We start from the raw sequence: 17,782 nt of genomic DNA on the forward strand, positions 1-17,782 counted from the left end.
CTCGTCGAACCCCGCTGTCACACCTTGGCTGGCACACGGCCACGGCTTGCGCCCCCCAGCCTCGGCTGTCACCCTTCGGGCCGTTCTCAAGGATCAGAACCAGGAATCACGGATGAGTGGCTACGTACCCAACCCCCCGAAAAACTACCGCTACGAAGAAGCCAAACCCGTCGATATTCACGCCCAGCGTTGGGCGGAATATGAGAAGCACGGGAAAGAACCTGCGCGCGAACCTGAGAAAATCGGGATTGCGTTGAGGATTGGAGTTTTCTTTGATGGCACTGGGAATAATGCGAATAACACGGCGGCTGGATTGCTGTGTGGGGCGCAGCATCCGATTGCGCCTCAGGATATTTCTGTCAGTTGTCAGCCCTATATGAAAGATCCGGACAGCAGTTATGGCGCCGGGCCTACCAACGTAAAAAAATTGTTTTCACTGTATGAAGAGATCAAAGAAGACGGGGGGGAAGGTTCTTTGAGGCGCGTTTCGCGTGCTATCTACATCGACGGTATCGGTACGGAGAACGATAAAAAAGACAGTGCGCTGGGTTCCGGTATGGGGCGCGGTGACACAGGAGTCGCCGGCCGTGTACAGACATCCTTCACGCAGATCATCCACATTGTTGAAGAAGCATTGAAGGAAAATTCAAACAGCGAAATTGCTTCTCTGACTTTTGATACGTTTGGCTTTAGTCGGGGAGCCGCTGCAGCGCGGCACTTTTCGAACGAGGTTGTCAGAGGCAAGCAAGGACCGTTAGGGGCGTTACTAAACGGCAGCGCCAGAGACTTCAGCCGAACCTTTGATAGTCAATACGGAAGCGGCATCAACATGGGGTTCATCGGGCTGTTCGACACCGTACCCTCGATCGCCGGTTTCACGAATTTTGGGCGAGTGAAAAGTCCTATCGCTCCCGGTGTGAAGCTCTATCTGGATCGGAAGTATTTCAAGGACGTTGTCCACTTGGTTGCTCGTGATGAATGCCGCGCAAACTTTGCGCTCAGCCGGGTGAAGCCCGCTCACCCGGAGTTCACCTTTCCCGGCGTCCACTCTGATATCGGCGGCAGCTATCTCGACGAAGTTGAAGAGTGCGTGCTGGTGAGCCCCATGCAAACCCTGGCGGTATCTACTTTTACCGACGTCGCAAGCACCTCGATCTACCGTGATGCTGCACGAGCAAAAAGTGAATGGGTTGCAAAGGGATGGCCTGCTCATTTGCTGGAAATTGTCACCCCCGCGTCTGTAGAACTCCCACGTGAAAATCAAGACAGGCTTTCCCCCGGTCAGAAGCGCGTGTTCGCAGCTCTGCAACTCAAACGCGCAGTTAGCGGCAAGCTTTCGAGGGTTTATTTGAAAGTCATGTATGAATTGGCAAAAGAAAAAGGTGTTCGCTTCATCGACATTCCCGATGATGGTGAGTATTCCGTACCCGAGGAGCTCCAACCGCTATGCGATCGATTTGTCGCCGGTGATTACACAACCACTCCAGAGGAAGAGGCACTTCTTAAACTGAGGTACATTCATACCTCCGCCAACTGGAATCATCCCCTCGGAAGAAGAGATGGAAGTGGCATCGACGCCGTTTATATCAATGCCCCCACGGAAGACGGGATTCGCGTACAACACCCCCATGTACCTGACTGGACGCTTTGGTAATGAAATCAATGATTGCCCTCTTGGGCGTTTTACTGTTGTCGGGGTGCCAGTCCGGAGGAGCCGAAACCGGCGGAAACGACCCAAAATACCCATGGTGGGAATTAGTGTTCGTTGAGCCGAACTACATGAAAGTTTGGGTAGAGGACAGCTCCGTTCAGGACATCAACGACAAGGTATTTTCCAAAGCCGGCAAAAGCACTGCCGCTTCAGGAGAACCCGACATTGGCACCGAGTCAGCACGTGGCTGGGGAGCTGTGACAGGATCGGGAATGCCGGTAACAGGGGCCGACCTTCCAAAACGCATTTCCGTACGTTGGCAGTCCATCACTGAGCAGAAAACCTATCGCGGGTTTATTGATATTCCTGAAAAAGCCACACAGTTGATGGTGACATCCACACATCAACGCTGCCCGGAAACCCCAGATAAAACCGCTCGATTCATGGCGTCTCTTTACGTAGGCCTTGCTCCTGGCGGTGTTATACAGGCTTGGGTAAAAGACTCATGCCGAAATCCTATCAAGGTCGCTCGAGGCCAAGGCGAGGTTGAGCCGCTAGGTGCGCAGCAAGGAAAAAACGGTGGTCGTTATGCTTATCCAGTGAGTGAGAAGGCTAAGCTGTACGTCGAAAAGTACGGCATACCGTACGGGAGTTGGTAGTAGACACGCAGGTGACACTTCTCTTGCCTGTCTTTCACTGGCGTTGTTTTGAGTAGTCATCTTTGACAGCTACCGCGTGAATGCTGGTTTCAATAAAGGTCCGCTTTCCGCCAAAAAGCGGACGGTAACAAAGCAAACACCCTCAAAATATTTAAAAATCGTCGGCGCTAAGATGTAACTTTCGATTTGGACTTGCAGTGTCTACCCTCACCATGACTGCTTTTGCTTCCGCTTTCACCTCTACCGCTTTGATGGCATGAACTTGCAAGGTTTGCAGGTCGAGCCTCAGGCAAGGTTCTCGATGCTTGGCATGGATCTGGCTCGAGTCGTAGCAATCCAGAAAAGGGAAATCGAATTCAGCTTTTTCAGTTGGTACAGCCGGCTGATTTATTTGAAGGGTATAACAAGGGTACACATCTCCGGTGTCTGAATCATAATCCACCACTTGAGCATTGAACTCAGTGGAAGGTGGATAGCCCAGCGACTCCACGCGCGCCGCCTTGTGAAACAAGACAACGTTAACTCCGACCCCATCCTGCACAGAGGGGAAAATGATGCCGTCCACGTTAGGTGTTTGAAGCGAAGCCAGATAGTCGGCCACCGCTTGGGTGATCAAATACTCGTGATCCTGTTCGTTTGGCATCACCGGGAGTACCAAGCGTTTGCTGAGTGTTTGCAGAAAGTCGTGACGCGCTAACTCCTTTGCATAGACCGGATTAAAAATGCTTCCTTCACAGCGAAGACCTTCCAATGCGCGTAGATCAAGCAATGTGATTGAACGAATGATGTTAAACTTTGCCGTTACTACATTACTTCCAACTACCGGGCGAACCTCGGCTAACGCAGATTCTAAATCAAGAGCACCATAGAAGACCGCAATTCCGGATGAATTCATCCTGCCTGGTTTGGCAAGCCGTCCTGGAGGTGGCCCGAGCTCCTCAATCGGCTTAACTAGCGCGCTTTGCAACGACTCAGCAGAGTAGAATTCACGCGCACGATAAAGCGCAGAAATATTCTCGCCGAGACCTGCTTTGATTAGTGCCAACCCATTAGTGCGTGAGCGGGTTTTGTGCAAATCGGCGAAGACTGAGTTCAGGATTGTCAATGCTTCCTGATTGAAAAGCCTACTTTCATGCTTCAGTGCGTGCTCTAGTCGAAACCACAACTCATCCCAATCTCCAGCGGAAGAGCTCTTCCGTATGTAGTAGGAATCAAAGGCGAACTCGCATTCATCATGCGGGTCGCTTGGGTCTCGGTTATCGTATTTTACGTTGAGAATCTCAAGCACGTCGGATGCAATGTTTTCTTCACACCCTACTATATCTGCTATCACATCTAAGATGGGATCGCCTTCCCGATCCCAGTCATAATCAATCTCGCTGTCTCTATGCATCGCGTACTCGAAGGCATTCGGCTCTTCAGCAGTACGTTCGTAGTGGGCTTCGAAAGCCAATTCGATCTGAGTTGCAAGTTCTTCAATTTCAATGCACGGAGAACTAGTTTCATCACAGTAGGAACACTTGCCGGCAACTTTAACTGCAATTTTTTCCTGCAAAAAACTTTCGCCAATGCAACCCGCACAAACCCTTTTCGGTTCATCGTCGTAAAAATTATTTTTCATTTCAGCCCTCCCTCGGAGTAGATCTATTCTGCTCCACAGTACGAAACCGCTCAGCCCTGCACCAGTGCCCTCGTAGGGTATTAGCTGAGACAGTATGGATCGGCAGCAAGTTAATATTTCTCACCGGAAGTACGTTGCTGATGATCTTGACTAAGGGCGGGCAGCAGCCACTAGCCAACGTCCGCCTTCGACCCAAGGCACTAAATGTTCGTTTTCAGTCTGTAAAAAGAATTTACTGTAATCAATTTTACTTTGTTTCACTCAACGTGCGGTTGCCAGAGGGTGCACGCCAATATCCTTCGAGAACGTTTCCATTAGACGCTGATGCGATTCGCGCACAAGAGTCGGGTCGACTGCTGCTTTGCTAAAGCAACTTTCCCATTCGGAATTCCACCCTTTGAGCCAAGCGTCTCTGCGACGCTCGAAAGGTGTTCGGAGACAGCTATCGCGGCCCCAGCCAGTATTTGTCTCGAAGCAAAGGTTTTGAAACTCGATGCATGAAGCAAAAAACTCATCGCTGAACAACGGAGCGGCAAGGTGAATCTTCTTGTCGATGATGCGCTTCATTGCAATTACATCGGGTGGGGGGATATCTCGCCAATTACCAACGTATGTGTAGTAGCACAGTAGGTCATTGAGCTGAGGTGCAAGATCATCATATATAGCAAGTCGCTTTTCAGTCAGTTTTTGACTGCGCCACTGCAGATGTTCAAATTTTTTCGTAACTCGATGAATGTAAACACCGAAAATAGCTAAAGCACCTGGCACCAAGAGGCTCGAGGTGAGCTTTGCAATTTCCAACCAACTCCATGCACCTAGTTCCATAAGCACTTCCGGATTCCAATTTGATGTTTGTCGCCACTTTTTTTATTTTATAAATATTAAGATTTTAGCTTAGTATGTTTGATCCCATTGTGTGAATGTCAAAATATTTGCCAAGTAGTAATGGTGAAAGTTTGTTGTCTTAAATTTTTGAGCCCAGTAATCAAATCGTTGCTGCTGGGTCTGGCCTATGCCCGACCATTCGACGATTACAATGTGCTTAGATTGGGCGTGTGCCGCGATCACATCATTCAAATGACTGTCTTCGCCAGAGTAGCCGAAAACAATAATCTCCTGCGATTCGTTAAGGCTAAAGTTTAGATAATTCCAGTATGTCGACAGCACTATTGATGAGCCGATTACCGATCGTTTATGGCGTACATGTGTGAGAACTATATGGTCTGAGCCCTCGGGAGAATAGGGGTCAAGTTCATTACGGTCTCTTTTTCGCGCTAGCCCATGGTGATCGAAAAATAAGGGGGAGCCATGAAGGTGCAAGTAGTATCCAAAGTTATTATTATATAGTCGTACAAGTGCGTCAGAGCTAAATCCAGCCCCAACCATGCCATCTACCAATGTCGTAGTGTTATAGGTGCCCATTAAATTAGCATCTAAAAATGCACCATATAACAGTTTGTCGTAATTGAGGGTTGCTATGTGGGATTTTGTATTTCGGACAAAGCGAATTAAAGGCTCTAAGAATGGCTGAGGCAGTTCACCATGGTACAAATGCAATCTAGTAGCAACTTTGTGTATGTAATTTCCGACTGCAATAGGGAATTGAAGGCCTTCTTGTGAAAGCCAATGCACGTTCATTCTCTGAGATCTATTTATACTGCTAAGAGTTTTACAGGCAGAAATTACCAGATGCAGAGGGTCGAGTTGGTCTTCTCTTTGAGGTATTGCGCCGACGGCCCCCATGCACTGACTGATTAAGTCTTTATGGATGTCTGATATAGCAAACGGATCATTCCATACATCAGCCATTGCATTTGTGAGTGAAAAATGGCGTGGATCCAATGCCATTCCTAGCCCATTTCCGAAAACTAAAGTCTTTCTAGGCATCCTTACCCTCTCTGCTTCATTCGTCAGGTGTTTTGGACTGTAGAGGCATGTTGCCATCTTTTGCCAGGTTTAGGGAAGGGCGGAGAAGAATGAAACGCCTCGGATTTTATAGACGCATCTGACTGGCTCCTTTTGGCCGAAAGCAGTCACCCATGAGCGTCCGCTTTTGGCCTATAGCTGCCCATCCGTAACTCCCTGTCAGTCCGAGTACTGCCAAATCAACGAATCCACACGCGGCCTCATCCAGCAACAATGTCAAACGCAACACTCCCCAAAACCTCCCCATTAACCATAACCCGCACCCCATGCCGCCCAACAAAATGCTTCCGCGTCGTAAAATCCTTAATCACCTGCCGCCTCCCCACAACCACACTCTCAAACCCCGCCAACCCCACCGTCTTCAACTTAAAAACCTTCCCCGATACCCCGCCATTCGCCTTCACATAGTCAATCGCATAATCAATCACCAACCGCTGCTCATGCGCCACGGTCGACTTCACCACAAACGACAACGTAATCGCTTCCCCCAACCTAACCACCGCCGGCTCAACCCGCACATCCAACAACTCAACCTCAGCCTTCGCCCCCGCGCCAATTACCGTTAACGCCCTTAAATCCCCCTGCTTAATCAAACTCCGCAACGCATGCTTCGCAATCCAGGCCGTGTGCTTGTTCTCCAGCGACCAACCCTCAATCGTGTCCAACACCCACTCCGGATGCACCTTCGTCACATCATTCAAATGATTCGCCACGGACTTGCGCACGTACAAACTCTCATCCGCTTTCAACCGATCCAGTATCCCCGCGGCCAACTGCGGATCCGCCTGCACCGCGTCCAACCGAAACGACCAGGGCAGGCGAGGGCGGCTGCCTTCGCTGGCGAGGCGTCGAACGTGGTGATTTTCTTCGCGGGTCCAGTCGTGCATCCGTTCCAGCGAGCGCTCGAGGTCGCTGCGCAGAAAGTGGCGGATGGCGAATTCGGAGGAGCCGAAGGTGGTGAAGTACTTCAGGGCATCCATGGCGGTGTCGAACGCATGCCCGCCGTAGCTCGCGACGTAGTGCGGCAAACACATGCTGACGAATCCGCTGTTCAGCCTTGGCGCGAGTTCGAAAAGTACTTCCAGGGAATCTTGGTAATCCAGCGGCAACACCGCATGCAGGCTTTCACTGACACGCGCCATGCGTTGCATCACCGATAATTCGGCGAGTCCGTCCTGGGCATGTTTGAGAAATGCCTTGGCCTTGAACGCCGGGTACACGGCGCTCATTTCGCGGGCGATGTGCTGCAAGCGCTCGGCGTTGAAGATTTCCTTTAACGCCGGGGCGGCGGTGTCGGTGGTGCTCATGGTCAGGTCATCGGGGTGCTGACGAACGCTTCGAGGGTTTCGGCGTAGGCGGTGTATTGGGCGATGTGGGGGTAGCGGCGGGTGTCGATCTGGTCGGGGACGACGAGGTCGGTGAAGCTCCAGGCGACGGCGAGGCTGATGCCGGCCTGGGTGAGGGTGCCGTCGGTGGGCAGGCCGGTTTTTTCCAGTTCTTGCTCGAGGGCGGTGAAGGCGGCGGCGAGTTGGCCTTCGACGCGTTCGACCCACGGCTGGTATTGAATGTCGGCCGGGCGCAGGTTGCGTTCGTAATAAAGCTGCACGGCTTTTTCGCAGGCGGCGAGGCTGAGGCCGATCAGACGCAGGGCTTGGGCGCGTTGTTTCAGGTCGGTTGGCAGCAGGCTTTTGCCGGAGCTGGCTTCGAGGTAGTCGAGGATGAGGGTCGAGTCCATCAGGACCACGCCGTCGTCGAGGATCAGCGTGGGGGCTTTGACCACCGGGTTGATCTGCTGGAATTGCTCGAAGTGGCGGAACACCGAGACCGACTCGTGTTCGAGGTCGATGCCAAGGCGTTTGGCCGAGATCGCCACGCGGCGCACGTAAGGGGAGTCCAGCATGCCGATCAGTTTCATGACGCGTTCCTTCAAGTCAAACCGGTGGGAAGGCATAACCTAGCTGACGTTGAGGCAATTGTCAGTCGTCGAAGCCGGGTTGTTCGTGAATCTCATCGACATTCAGTTCCAGCCGATACGCCACCGCCACAAACAACGCCTGACATAAACACAGCGTCGCACTCAGCGAACGAAAGGCGAGGGCGCTGCCTTCGTTGACCAGCAATACGCTGTGGGCGAGTTTCGCCAGCGGCGAGAGGTGGCTGTCGGTGAGGATCAGGGTGTTGGCCTGCTGTTGTCGGGCGAAGCGCAGGCAATGTTGGGTTTCCTTGGCGTAGGGCACGAAGCTGATGGCGATGACCAGGTCGTTCGCGCGCACGCTGCGCATTTGCTCGCGATAACTGCCGCCTAGCCCGGACACCAGATGAATTTTTTTCTGAGTGTGTTGCAAGTTGTAAACGAGGTAGTCGGCGACGGCGAAGGAGCGGCGCACGCCGACGACATAAATGTTATCGGCGTTGACGATCAGGTCGACGGCTTTTTCGAACGCGGCGTCGTCGAGTTCGCGGCCCAGGCGTTCGATGCCGGAGCGCGTGGCGTCGATGCATTCGCGGGCGAGGTCGCCGGCGCTGGCTGGCTGCGACTGGTTGGCGATCATGCTGCGGATGCGTTGCTGGTAGTTTTGCACCGGTGAGGCTTTGTGCGTGTAGGCACTGCGGAACAGTGCCTGCATTTCGCTGAAGCCGCTGAAACCGAAGCGTTGCGAGAAGCGCACGATGGCGGACGGGTGCACTTCGCACTCGCGGGCGATGTCGCTGATGCGGTCGACCATGATCCGGTCGCTCTGCTGGCTGATGTAGCTGGCGATGCGTTTGAGCTGGCGCGGCAGGGCGTCGTATTCGTCGGTGATCAGTTGCAGCAGGCGCTCGGCATTGATCGGAGGGCTGGCGAGTGAAACCTCGTCGGAGACCGGCAGATCGGGGCGGGGCATAGGTCATCCTTCAGGCTGGTTGATCACACGGTGGGCCTGATAGTAGGGGGGCTTTTGCAGGTCTGCTTTGCTGAAACGATGCAGTGCGTGGTAAAAAATCGCGTCTGAACGCTGCGCGGTTAGCCGTTTGTCTTCTATATACAGCCGCTCGACTGAATTTCTTGCTATAAACGCACTCCGATGGCCGTGTAAACGCTGTGTCAGAGCAGTTTCCGGCCTTTGTCGGACAAATTCCCTGTATTTACAGTTGCTGAGGCCTCATTCGGGCCTTAGACTGCCGCCCCTCGTAAATTGAGTGCCGGGTGGCATTTGCAATAAACGATGCCTTTTCGCCGACCGCACGCGGTTCGCCGAAACGCTCCCTAATTCGCCTTAATGCACGTTTTTTTATAGAGATATCAATGACAAAGGACAAGTTGCTGGCCATGCCGGCAGATGACTACATGAATGCCGAGCAGCACGCTTTCTTCACTGAGCTGTTGCAGAACATGAAAGTCGAAACCCACGAGCGCATTGAGCAAAACCGTATCGCCATCGAAAGCCTGGACACCCCGGCTGACCCGGCGGACGCGGCTTCGGTTGAAGAAGAGCGCACTTGGCTGGTGAACGCGATCGATCGCGACCAGCGCATGCTGCCGCAACTGGAACAAGCCCTTGAGCGCATCAAGGAAGACAGCTTTGGCTGGTGCGACGACAGCGGCGAGGCCATTGGCCTGAAGCGCCTGCTGATCAGCCCGACCACCAAATACTGCATCGAAGCTCAAGAGCGTCACGAGCAGATCGACAAGCACCAGCGTCAGGCCTGATTTTTCCGGCGCTGTGATCGCGGGCAAGTCCGCCCCACAAGGTTCAACACCGAACCTGTGGGAGCCGGGCTTGCCCGCGAAGCTTTTTATCGTCCGCAATATTTCCGCGCGATTCCATTGACCTGCCACAGACCCCACGACTAACGGACCATGGATAATGGCGTTGTAGTGGCGTTTAATGCAGTCACAACAATGAGAACAAGCGTGGGGTGTTGATATGACGAGAGATGGATCTCTGGTTGGGGCTTTGCCTGCACCAGTGCTTTTGCCGAAAAACCGCTGGATCGCACCGGCCCTGCAAAGCATCGCCCTGATGCTGTTGCTGGCCGGCATGTCCCTGGCCGGATGGTCGCTGTACATTGGCATGCCGCTGGCGGTGCTGATTGTCTGGCTACCGCGCCTGCGCTCTCGCGCCATCCCCGATACCCAGCCTGCCGACAGCGGCAGCGCAATGTCCGAACTGACCCGCGACCTTTCCTACACCACCAGCCATAACGCTTTGTCGGCGGCGGGCGTGGCGTTTTCGGTCAAGGAGCTGGCGAGCAAACTCGAATCGCAACTCGATGCGGCAGCGCAAATTGTCAGCAACGCCGAGGTGATGATCGCGACTGAACACGCCACTTCACAGCTCAGCCGTGCAGCGCTTGAGGCGGCCAGCCAGGCGCATCACAGCAGCGCAGCGGGGCGCACGGAACTGGTGGATTCGATCGCGCGTATGCATCAACTCAGTCAGCGCGCCAATGCCAGCCGTGAATTGATCGAAGCCTTGAGCCTGCGCAGCGACGACATTCAGCGCGTGACCCTGGTGATTCAGTCGATTGCCAGCCAGACCAATCTGCTCGCATTGAACGCGGCGATCGAAGCGGCGCGGGCCGGTGAGCATGGTCGTGGTTTCGCGGTGGTGGCGGACGAAGTGCGCGGGTTGGCGGCGCGTACGGCCTCGGCAACCGGTGAGGTCGGTGAGATGGTGGCTGACATTCAGCAGCGCACGGCGCAGGTCGTGGAGCAGATTCGTGAGCTGTCGAGTGATCTGCAGACCGGTGTCGAGCAGGTCGAACACACCGGTCAGCATCTGCAGAACATCGCGCGACTGGCCGCCGGGGTGGAAACCCAGGTCGGTGAAATCGCCCAAGGCGCGGAAACCAATCGCGAACAACTCGACAGCCTGTTCAAGGCTATCGAGCAGATGCGTAGCGACCTGGCGATCAGCGATCAACAGACTCGCCGTCTCGCTGCAGCCGCCGTGCAAATGGAAGGGCAGGCGGAAACCATCAGCGAGCGTCTGGCCGAAGTCGGGCTGGATGACTATCACCAGCGCATTTACGATCTGGCCCGCGAAGGCGCAAGCCAGATTGCTGCGCGATTCGAGGCGGATGTCGAGCAGGGGCGAATCAGCCTTGAAGACTTGTTTGACCGCCAGTATCAGCCGATCCCGAATACGCAACCGGCGAAGTTTCAAACCCGTTTCGACCGTTACACCGATCAGGTGCTGCCGGCGATTCAGGAACCCTTGTTGCCGCGTCACGAGGGGTTGGTGTTCGCCATCGCCTGTACGCAGCAGGGTTATGTGCCGACGCACAATCAGCTGTTCAGTCAGCCGTTGACTGGCGATGCTCAGGTCGATGCGGTGAACAACCGCACCAAGCGCAAGTTTGCCGACCGCACCGGGATTCGCTGCGGCAGCCATCAACAACCGGTGTTGTTGCAGACTTACACCCGCGACACCGGTGAGCTGATGCATGATCTGTCGGTGCCGATCATGATCAAGGGCCGGCACTGGGGTGGATTGCGTCTGGGCTATAAGCCGGAAAGTCCGCGCTGAGGGATTGTTACCTCCGGTGCAATGAATCTGTGCACGGAGCTTGCTGTTTCCGCCCGCAAGAAACCATTAACCTGCCCGCTTAGTTAGGGTGCTAATGATTTCGGGAGGGCTGCATGCAGTGCAGAGTTGATGTCGCCGTGATGATCGGCAGTGGCGTGCCTGCCGGATTGCGCGCAATGGGTCGGAGCGTCTGCTGGGTGGTGTTGCTCAATGGCGAGCGTCGCGGCACGGCTTTTGCCAGCCGCGACGAGGCCGAGGAGTGCAAGGCTGCGTGGCTTGCACAACTGCATGCCGAACCGAGTGACAGCCTGCACTGATCAGGACTACTTGCCGCGGTGCAGGCGTACATTCAGTTCATCGACCATTACCGCTTCTTCACCGTCGGCCCTTAACCATTCCTTGAGCAATTGCGCCTGTTGCGGTGACCAGAAGTCGGCGTCGATCAGTTTGGTGTTGGCGTCCAGTGGATGCGCCTCGATGAAATCGTCGATTGCGTTATCGTCTGAAGGCAACCCCAGTTGACCGAACAGGGTTTTCAGATCGTATGCTGGCAGTTCCATCGTGTACTCCTTCGGTGGGCGCCGGTATGGCGCGGTCGTTCGCTCTCTTTATCTGAGGCAACCACTCGCCAGTAGTTCGATCTTTGACTCCAGTGAGCGGGCGAGGGCGCAGGCTTCGTTGTGATCTTCGCGGAAACCTCTTACACGGCCGGTCGATGTTTCCTTTATGTGGAAGAAGGCGTTGCCGGCCGGTACGACTTGAAAGCGTGGGCAATGGTCGTTCATATCAGTGGCACGCAGGATCAGCGGTGATTCGATCCGGGCGTCTGTGGTCATGGCAAAGTGAGTCCGAGTGCACATATGAAGTCCTTTTCATCAGTTGGCCGATGTTTACAGGCCGTTTCGGGTAGTCGGAATGAGCATCGCTGCTCTAGAATCGCCAGTACCTGTTGACGACAGGGCTTATCTAAAGCAATTTTTCGCCAGCGATATGTCGGAAAAGTGCTTTTTTTCGTGAGAATTTTCCCTAAAGTTCGTAGTCAGACAGCTCTTGCCAGCGGTGAGGATTTTTCCTTCAAGCTTTGGCGAAAAAGGGATGAGTTTCGCGAGTGACAATCCAGTAGTCTTACGGACCTCGCGCTGAATCAGCACTCTGCTCGATTCGGGTTTTTATTTGAGTCATCTGGTAGTTACATCGGCCTGGCTTTTTTTTGCCGTGCGCGTTTTCCGTGTGCGGTTTTTTCAGATGTGGGGATGTTTCTTTGGCAGTCAGTAATCTCGATATGCATGCTTTGTTCGTGTTGGGTGATTTGCGTGCAAAGCTGGTCAAGCTGTTCCAGTCGCGTTTTGTTTACATCACCGAACAGAACGCCGAAGGCATTTACGTGGCTGAGATCGACACCGAAAGCGCTTTGGTGGTCGATGACAAACCGGGGCTCAAGCTCAAGGTCGGCGATCATTTCAGTGCATCGGTCTTGCCCAGCCGCGAAGGCGGCAAGATGGATATCCGTTTTCGCGAAATCAAACTCACGGTGTATGGACTGGGCGATTACGCCTTTGTCGACACTGCCGACGGGCACGCGATCCTGTTCAAGGAAGGTCACAGCGTGGTGACCGTGTTTGCGGCCAACCAGCAGTTGCAGGAAGGGCTGACCAAGACCCTCAAAGCCGTTACCGCCAAAGCCGCCAAGTGGCGCAAGGGTGAGCTGGTGACGTTCAAGGCCAGCGAGTGAGCCGCTCGGATTTTCATTCGCAGAACCTCGACACGGCGCGCGAGGAGGCTCGGCGTTTGTTTACCGCCAAGGCCGAGTTGCAGGGCGCCTGGCTGAACTGGGTGGCTGCGCAGATTTATCAATTGCGTCCCGCGGAATACGCCAGCATGGTCAGACGCGAGCTGCAAAGCCTGCAGGAAAAGTCTGATTCATAACCTCGTCCGGAGCGCGGCCCGGAAAAAGCAGGAACCTCGGCTACAGTCAGTTGACTGAGTATTCAGAGGCTTGCGGTCTTCTGTCAGGCCAACCTGCCATTGCTGTGAACAGCACGAGGTGCAATGCATGAACGGATTTCGACGGTTATTGGCCGCCAGCGTGGCCACGTTCGGTTTGCTGACATCAGCGCAATCGGTGACGGCCGCCCAGGCGCCGATCCACTTTGCTGACCTGAACTGGGAAAGCGGCAGCCTGATTACCGATGTACTGCGGATCATCGTCGAGAAGGGTTACGGACTGCCGACCGATACGTTGCCTGGCACCACCATTACTCTGGAAACCGCACTGGCCAACAATGACATCCAGGTCATTGGCGAAGAATGGGGCGGGCGCAGTCCGGTATGGGTCAAGGCCGAAGCCGAAGGCAAAGTCGTCAGCCTCGGCGATACGGTCAAGGGCGCGACTGAGGGTTGGTGGGTGCCGGAGTACGTGATCAAGGGCGACCCGGCCAAGGGCATCAAGCCGCTGGCGCCGGACTTGCGCAGTGTCAGTGACCTTAAAAAGTACAAGGATGTGTTCAAGGATCCGGAGAACCCGAGCAAGGGACGGTTCCTCAACAGTCCGATCGGCTGGACCTCGGAAGTGGTCAACAAGCAGAAGTTGACCGCTTATGGTCTGCAGGACGATTACACCAACTTCCGCAGTGGCTCGGGCGCGGCGCTGGATGCCGAGATCAGCTCATCGATTCGTCGCGGCAAGCCGGTGCTGTTTTACTACTGGTCACCGACTCCGCTGCTGGGCAAATTCAAACTGGTGCAACTTGAAGAGCCGCCGTTTGACGCCGAAGCGTGGAAGACCCTGACTGACGCCGATAATCCCAATCCGAAACCGACCCGGTCGCTGGCATCGAAGCTGTCGATTGGCGTGTCTACGCCGTTTCAGAAGCAGTATCCGCAGATTGCCGAGTTCTTCAGCAAGGTGGATTTTCCGATCGAACCGTTGAACAAGGCATTGGCCGAGATGAGCGAGAAGCACACGGCGCCGCGTGATGCGGCGGTGGCGTTCATGAAGGCCCACCCGGATGTGTGGCAGGCCTGGTTGCCGAAGGATGTGGCGGAGAGGGTTGCGGCTGATTTGAAATAGAGGCTGATGCGGCTGGCCTCATCGCGAGCAGGCGAAGGCCTACATTTGGAAAGCATTCCCCTGTAGGAGTGAGCCTGCTCGCGATGCTTTTAAAACTTCGTTTGCACCGCCAATTCAAAGGTACGCGGTGTTCCGAGGTAATACGCTGGCGAAACATGCGCAAACTCGGCATACACCTCATTGCTCAGATTACGCACGCGCCCGGTCACGGTGGTGTGCGAATCAACCTTGTAGCTGAGGAAGCTGCCGAACAAGGTGTACGACGGCACCGTCATGGTGTTGGCCGTGTCCGCATACACCGACGCCACATATCGTGCATCAACCCCACCTTGCCACTGCGGCGAAAAGTCATAAGTCAGCCACAGATTACCGACCCGATCCGGCACATTGGTCGGCGTATTGCCCTTGCGTGAAACCACCACACCGGCGGCATTCTTTTCGGTGAAATCATCGTACTGCGCGTCGACCCAGGCGAAGTTGCCTTCAGCCAACAGCTTGTCGGTGATCCGCAACGAACTGGCGATTTCCACCCCTTTCGACGTCTGTTGACCGACCGGAATACTGCCGGCCGGATCTAGCGGGTCGGTCACCGCGAAGTCTTTTCGCTCGATGGTGTAAGCGGCAATCGTCGCCGAGCCGCGTCCATTCAGATAATCGAATTTGCTACCAATCTCCCACTGCTTGCCGGTCGAGACGTCGAAATTCTGCGTGCCATTCGGTTGCTCGGCGGCGGTGCTGTATTGCACGTAGACGTTGGCCGAGGGAATGAACTGGTAGGTCAGGCCGGCGCGGCCGGTGACTGGCTCCCAACTGCGCTTGAGGTGTTTCGGGTTGGCAGCGGTCACGGTGCGATGGTTGGTCACGTCGAGGTCAATGTCGTCATAGCGCAGGCCGGTGAGCAGCGACAGTTTGTCGGTCAACGCCAGCCGGTTTTCCATGAACAATGCTTTGGTGGTGACCTCGTTGGTCTTGTCGCTGATCAATTTCGGGTTGGTGCCGGGAATGTCGTAGAAATGCCCCGGACGGTAGTTGTTCGGGTCCACCGTGCTCGGACCTTTGATGTTCAGCGGCGAGTTGGTGGTCTGGTTGACCTTGTATTCAAAGCCACCCGACCACGTCGTATCCAGACCGAACAGCGTGTTGTCATGGCGCAGCTCGAACTGGTTGCCGTTCTGCTCGCCCTGATGGCGTACTTGATACGCGGTGGAGCGATTCACCGCTGTGTTGTCGGCGTTGTACTGGTAGGTTTCGAGATTGCGGTAATCGCGCTGGCTGTCGAGGTGATACAGCGTATTGCGCAGGGTGGTGCTGTCGTTGATGCGGTAGTCGATGATCGAACGGACCCAGATCGTTCGCTGCTCGTAACGACCGTCCTCGACGTTGTAGTTGTTGAAGCGGTTGTGTTTGTCGATCTTCAACTCACCGGCCTTGGGATTGAGCACGGGCGTGCCCCAGTACGGACTGTCTTCGTGTTCGTCCTGATATTCCAGTGCCAACGTGTGCGACAGGTCGGGCGTGAGATCGCTGAGCAGCGAGAACGCCACGCTCCAGGCATCGCGCTCCTGGCGGTCGATGTAGCCGTTGCTGGTGTTGTGGCTGACGTCGAGTCGCGCGTAGTGCTGCACGTCGGCGCTTGGGTCAGTCAGGGCATGGTTAAGGCCGAACGCGGTTTCGGTGGTGTCGTAGGTGCCGTAGCTGATCCGGCCTTCAACGGCCTGTTCATCGCGGCTGGCCAGTTTGGTCACGTAGTTCAGCGAACCGCCGACCGAGCCTGCGCCGTTGATCAGCGATGACGGGCCGCCGACCAATTCCACTCGGTCGTAGATCCACGAATCGACAGGACGGGCGAGGCCACCGGAAACGTTGACGCCGTTGAACATCTGGGTGATCTGGCTGCTGGTGAAGCCGCGATAGGAAACAAAACCGCCAAACCCTGGCGGCGCGCTGGCGTTGACCCCGGGCAGGGTGTTGGCGGCGTCCTGGAAGTTCTGTGCGCCGTGGCGCTCGATGTCGTTGCGATTGGCGATGGCCACCGAGGCGGGCGTATCGCGCACGCTCAAGCCGAGGCGTGAGGCCATGCCGCTGGACTGGTCGAGGCTCAGGCCCGGTTCTGCGCCGGATTCACCGTCGATGGTGATCGGCGCCAGATCCACGGTGGATTGCGCCCAGACGTTGACGGACAGGCAGCCGCACAGGCTCGCCAGCAAAGTGAGTTGTTTCATCATTGAATCCTGAATGCTTGTCTAGGAGTCAGCGCACAGGCAAACGCCGCGCGTTGGCGCAGTGGGCTGACAAATCAAAAAGGCAAAGACACTCAGGCGAGAGGTGGGGCGCGAGGGTTGGCCGAAGGCCAGGTGAAGCGGGCGGGGAGGTCAGCGCTGACGATGGGCGCCAGCGGTGGGCTGTGCTGTTCCGGCAGGATTGCCAGGGTCAGGCTGGAATTGAACGCCGGGCCCATGCCGCCGCCGACCGAGCACAGCGGGCAGCCAAACGCCTTGGACAGGGTCGGTAGTTGTTCTTCGGTGGGATTGCTGGCGAGCGGCGCTTGAGTGGCCGGGTCGACTGTACAGAACTGGCCGCCGATGCCGTTGAGTTGCATGCCGACCATTTGTCCGTGACCGATGCTGCAGGCGAACACGTTGAACAGGACGCAGCAATAAAGCATCCAGGCCAGCAATGAGCGATCGGAACGGGAGAATTTCATGGGGCGGCACTTTACCGTACCGCTGATCGGTCGTGCACTTGAAAAAAATCCGACTAGGATGATTTGTTCAAATCCCTTTCCAAGGATTTCAACCATGACCTTTGTGTTGGCTCAATGGCTGGTGACTACTTTCGCGGTGATCGCCTTGATGCATGTGTATTGGGCGCTGGGCGGGCAGTGGGCGGCGGCAGTAGTCGTGCCGCAGGTGCCGGTGCGTGGATTGGTCGCAACGGTGCGACCGGCGTTCAAGCCTTCGGGCTGGCTCACGTTGATCGTGGCGGCGGCATTGCTGGTGATTGCTGGGTTGGTGTGTATGCGGGTTGGCTGGGGAGTGCCGGCGGTAAGTCACAAGGCGCTGCAATGGGTGATCAGCGCGATTGCGTTGTTGATGTTTGCCCGGGCGATTGGAGATTCGAATCTGGTCGGGTTTTTCAAGGAAGTGAAGGACTCGCGGTTTGCGCGGCTCGACACCTGGGTGTATTCGCCGTTGTGTGCGGTGTTGGGGGCGGGGTTGTTGGCGGTGGCTTGGGTTTGAAACTGATCTGAAATTTGTGATGACCTGGCTGGCCCCTTCGCGAGCAGGCTCGCTCCCACAGTGATTGTGGGTATTCACAGATATGTGATTTCACCCAAAACCC

General features: G+C 55.4%; 19 protein-coding genes. 9 read left to right on the plus strand and 10 right to left on the minus strand.

Translation table 11 applies throughout. From position 1 onward, the window contains the following. Positions 1 to 112: 112 nt before the first annotated feature. Both AB4N44_RS28765 and AB4N44_RS28770 read left to right on the plus strand, forming a co-directional pair. Positions 113 to 1,654: a phospholipase effector Tle1 domain-containing protein gene (locus tag AB4N44_RS28765; protein WP_460158147.1), complete on the plus strand. Its 1,542-nt coding sequence runs from the start codon at positions 113 to 115 to the stop codon at positions 1,652 to 1,654. Further along, entirely contained in the window at positions 1,654 to 2,310 is a 657-nt protein-coding gene (locus tag AB4N44_RS28770) for a DUF2931 family protein (RefSeq protein WP_460110981.1), read from the plus strand. Before AB4N44_RS28765 ends, AB4N44_RS28770 begins: the two co-directional genes overlap by 1 nt. Before the next feature lie 151 nt (positions 2,311 to 2,461). Here AB4N44_RS28770 and AB4N44_RS28775 read toward each other — a convergent pair whose 3' ends face one another. From AB4N44_RS28775 to AB4N44_RS28800, 6 genes are all read right to left on the minus strand, one after another. Then, entirely contained in the window at positions 2,462 to 3,931 is a 1,470-nt protein-coding gene (locus AB4N44_RS28775; protein WP_460110979.1) for an RES family NAD+ phosphorylase, read from the minus strand. Between the two features lie 261 nt (positions 3,932 to 4,192). After that, complete coding sequence (locus AB4N44_RS28780; protein ID WP_460110978.1) at positions 4,193 to 4,756, minus strand: hypothetical protein; 564 nt, start codon at positions 4,754 to 4,756, stop codon at positions 4,193 to 4,195. A gap of 69 nt (positions 4,757 to 4,825) precedes the next feature. Beyond that, positions 4,826 to 5,818 (minus strand): SIR2 family protein, encoded by a 993-nt coding sequence (locus tag AB4N44_RS28785; RefSeq protein WP_460110976.1) that lies wholly within the window; start codon positions 5,816 to 5,818, stop codon positions 4,826 to 4,828. A gap of 239 nt (positions 5,819 to 6,057) precedes the next feature. After that, the gene (locus AB4N44_RS28790; protein WP_460110974.1) at positions 6,058 to 7,164 is read right to left on the minus strand and encodes a DNA alkylation repair protein; all 1,107 of its coding nucleotides are present in this window, start codon (positions 7,162 to 7,164) and stop codon (positions 6,058 to 6,060) included. A 2-nt stretch (positions 7,165 to 7,166) separates the two neighbouring features. Beyond that, a complete protein-coding gene (locus AB4N44_RS28795) occupies positions 7,167 to 7,772 on the minus strand; it encodes a glutathione S-transferase (RefSeq protein ID WP_110720452.1) in 606 nt (201 codons plus the stop codon). Positions 7,773 to 7,833: 61 nt separating this feature from the next. Further along, the gene (locus AB4N44_RS28800) at positions 7,834 to 8,742 is read right to left on the minus strand and encodes a MurR/RpiR family transcriptional regulator (protein WP_460110972.1); all 909 of its coding nucleotides are present in this window, start codon (positions 8,740 to 8,742) and stop codon (positions 7,834 to 7,836) included. A 401-nt stretch (positions 8,743 to 9,143) separates the two neighbouring features. On the opposite strand from AB4N44_RS28800, the gene AB4N44_RS28805 reads away from it, so the two are divergent. The 3 genes from AB4N44_RS28805 (at position 9,144) to AB4N44_RS28815 (ending at position 11,687) form a co-directional block, all read left to right on the plus strand. After that, positions 9,144 to 9,548, plus strand: coding sequence for a TraR/DksA family transcriptional regulator (locus AB4N44_RS28805; RefSeq protein WP_003225981.1), 405 nt, complete (start codon positions 9,144 to 9,146; stop codon positions 9,546 to 9,548). 598 nt (positions 9,549 to 10,146) lie between these two features. After that, positions 10,147 to 11,370 (plus strand): methyl-accepting chemotaxis protein, encoded by a 1,224-nt coding sequence (locus AB4N44_RS28810; RefSeq protein WP_460158227.1) that lies wholly within the window; start codon positions 10,147 to 10,149, stop codon positions 11,368 to 11,370. Between the two features lie 113 nt (positions 11,371 to 11,483). After that, the gene (locus AB4N44_RS28815; RefSeq protein ID WP_122600076.1) at positions 11,484 to 11,687 is read left to right on the plus strand and encodes a hypothetical protein; all 204 of its coding nucleotides are present in this window, start codon (positions 11,484 to 11,486) and stop codon (positions 11,685 to 11,687) included. Positions 11,688 to 11,693: 6 nt separating this feature from the next. On the opposite strand, the gene AB4N44_RS28820 is transcribed toward AB4N44_RS28815, so the two are convergent. Then, positions 11,694 to 11,930 carry a DUF2789 family protein gene (locus AB4N44_RS28820; protein WP_150773924.1) on the minus strand — a complete coding sequence of 79 codons (237 nt, stop codon included), beginning with the start codon at positions 11,928 to 11,930 and terminating at the stop codon, positions 11,694 to 11,696. A gap of 48 nt (positions 11,931 to 11,978) precedes the next feature. Beyond that, the gene (locus AB4N44_RS28825) at positions 11,979 to 12,230 is read right to left on the minus strand and encodes a hypothetical protein (protein ID WP_127926808.1); all 252 of its coding nucleotides are present in this window, start codon (positions 12,228 to 12,230) and stop codon (positions 11,979 to 11,981) included. Positions 12,231 to 12,652: 422 nt separating this feature from the next. Between AB4N44_RS28825 and AB4N44_RS28830 the strand changes: the two genes are divergently transcribed. The 3 genes from AB4N44_RS28830 (at position 12,653) to AB4N44_RS28840 (ending at position 14,440) form a co-directional block, all read left to right on the plus strand. Then, positions 12,653 to 13,102, plus strand: a complete 450-nt coding sequence (locus tag AB4N44_RS28830; protein ID WP_174245057.1) for a hypothetical protein — start codon at positions 12,653 to 12,655, stop codon at positions 13,100 to 13,102. Next, positions 13,099 to 13,296 (plus strand): hypothetical protein, encoded by a 198-nt coding sequence (locus AB4N44_RS28835; RefSeq protein ID WP_150693539.1) that lies wholly within the window; start codon positions 13,099 to 13,101, stop codon positions 13,294 to 13,296. Before AB4N44_RS28830 ends, AB4N44_RS28835 begins: the two co-directional genes overlap by 4 nt. A gap of 127 nt (positions 13,297 to 13,423) precedes the next feature. After that, on the plus strand, positions 13,424 to 14,440 hold the full coding sequence (locus AB4N44_RS28840; RefSeq protein WP_460110968.1) for an ABC transporter substrate-binding protein: 1,017 nt from the start codon (positions 13,424 to 13,426) through the stop codon (positions 14,438 to 14,440). Positions 14,441 to 14,529: 89 nt separating this feature from the next. On the opposite strand, the gene AB4N44_RS28845 is transcribed toward AB4N44_RS28840, so the two are convergent. Next, on the minus strand, positions 14,530 to 16,662 hold the full coding sequence (locus tag AB4N44_RS28845) for a TonB-dependent receptor (protein WP_460110966.1): 2,133 nt from the start codon (positions 16,660 to 16,662) through the stop codon (positions 14,530 to 14,532). Between the two features lie 92 nt (positions 16,663 to 16,754). Next, positions 16,755 to 17,144, minus strand: coding sequence for a DUF2946 domain-containing protein (locus AB4N44_RS28850; protein ID WP_016982997.1), 390 nt, complete (start codon positions 17,142 to 17,144; stop codon positions 16,755 to 16,757). A gap of 94 nt (positions 17,145 to 17,238) precedes the next feature. Here AB4N44_RS28850 and AB4N44_RS28855 point away from each other — a divergent pair, with 94 nt between their 5' ends. Next, a complete protein-coding gene (locus AB4N44_RS28855; protein WP_455805722.1) occupies positions 17,239 to 17,679 on the plus strand; it encodes a DUF3995 domain-containing protein in 441 nt (146 codons plus the stop codon). Positions 17,680 to 17,782 lie beyond the last annotated feature (103 nt).

This window comes from Pseudomonas sp. S3_C06 (assembly GCF_054667675.1).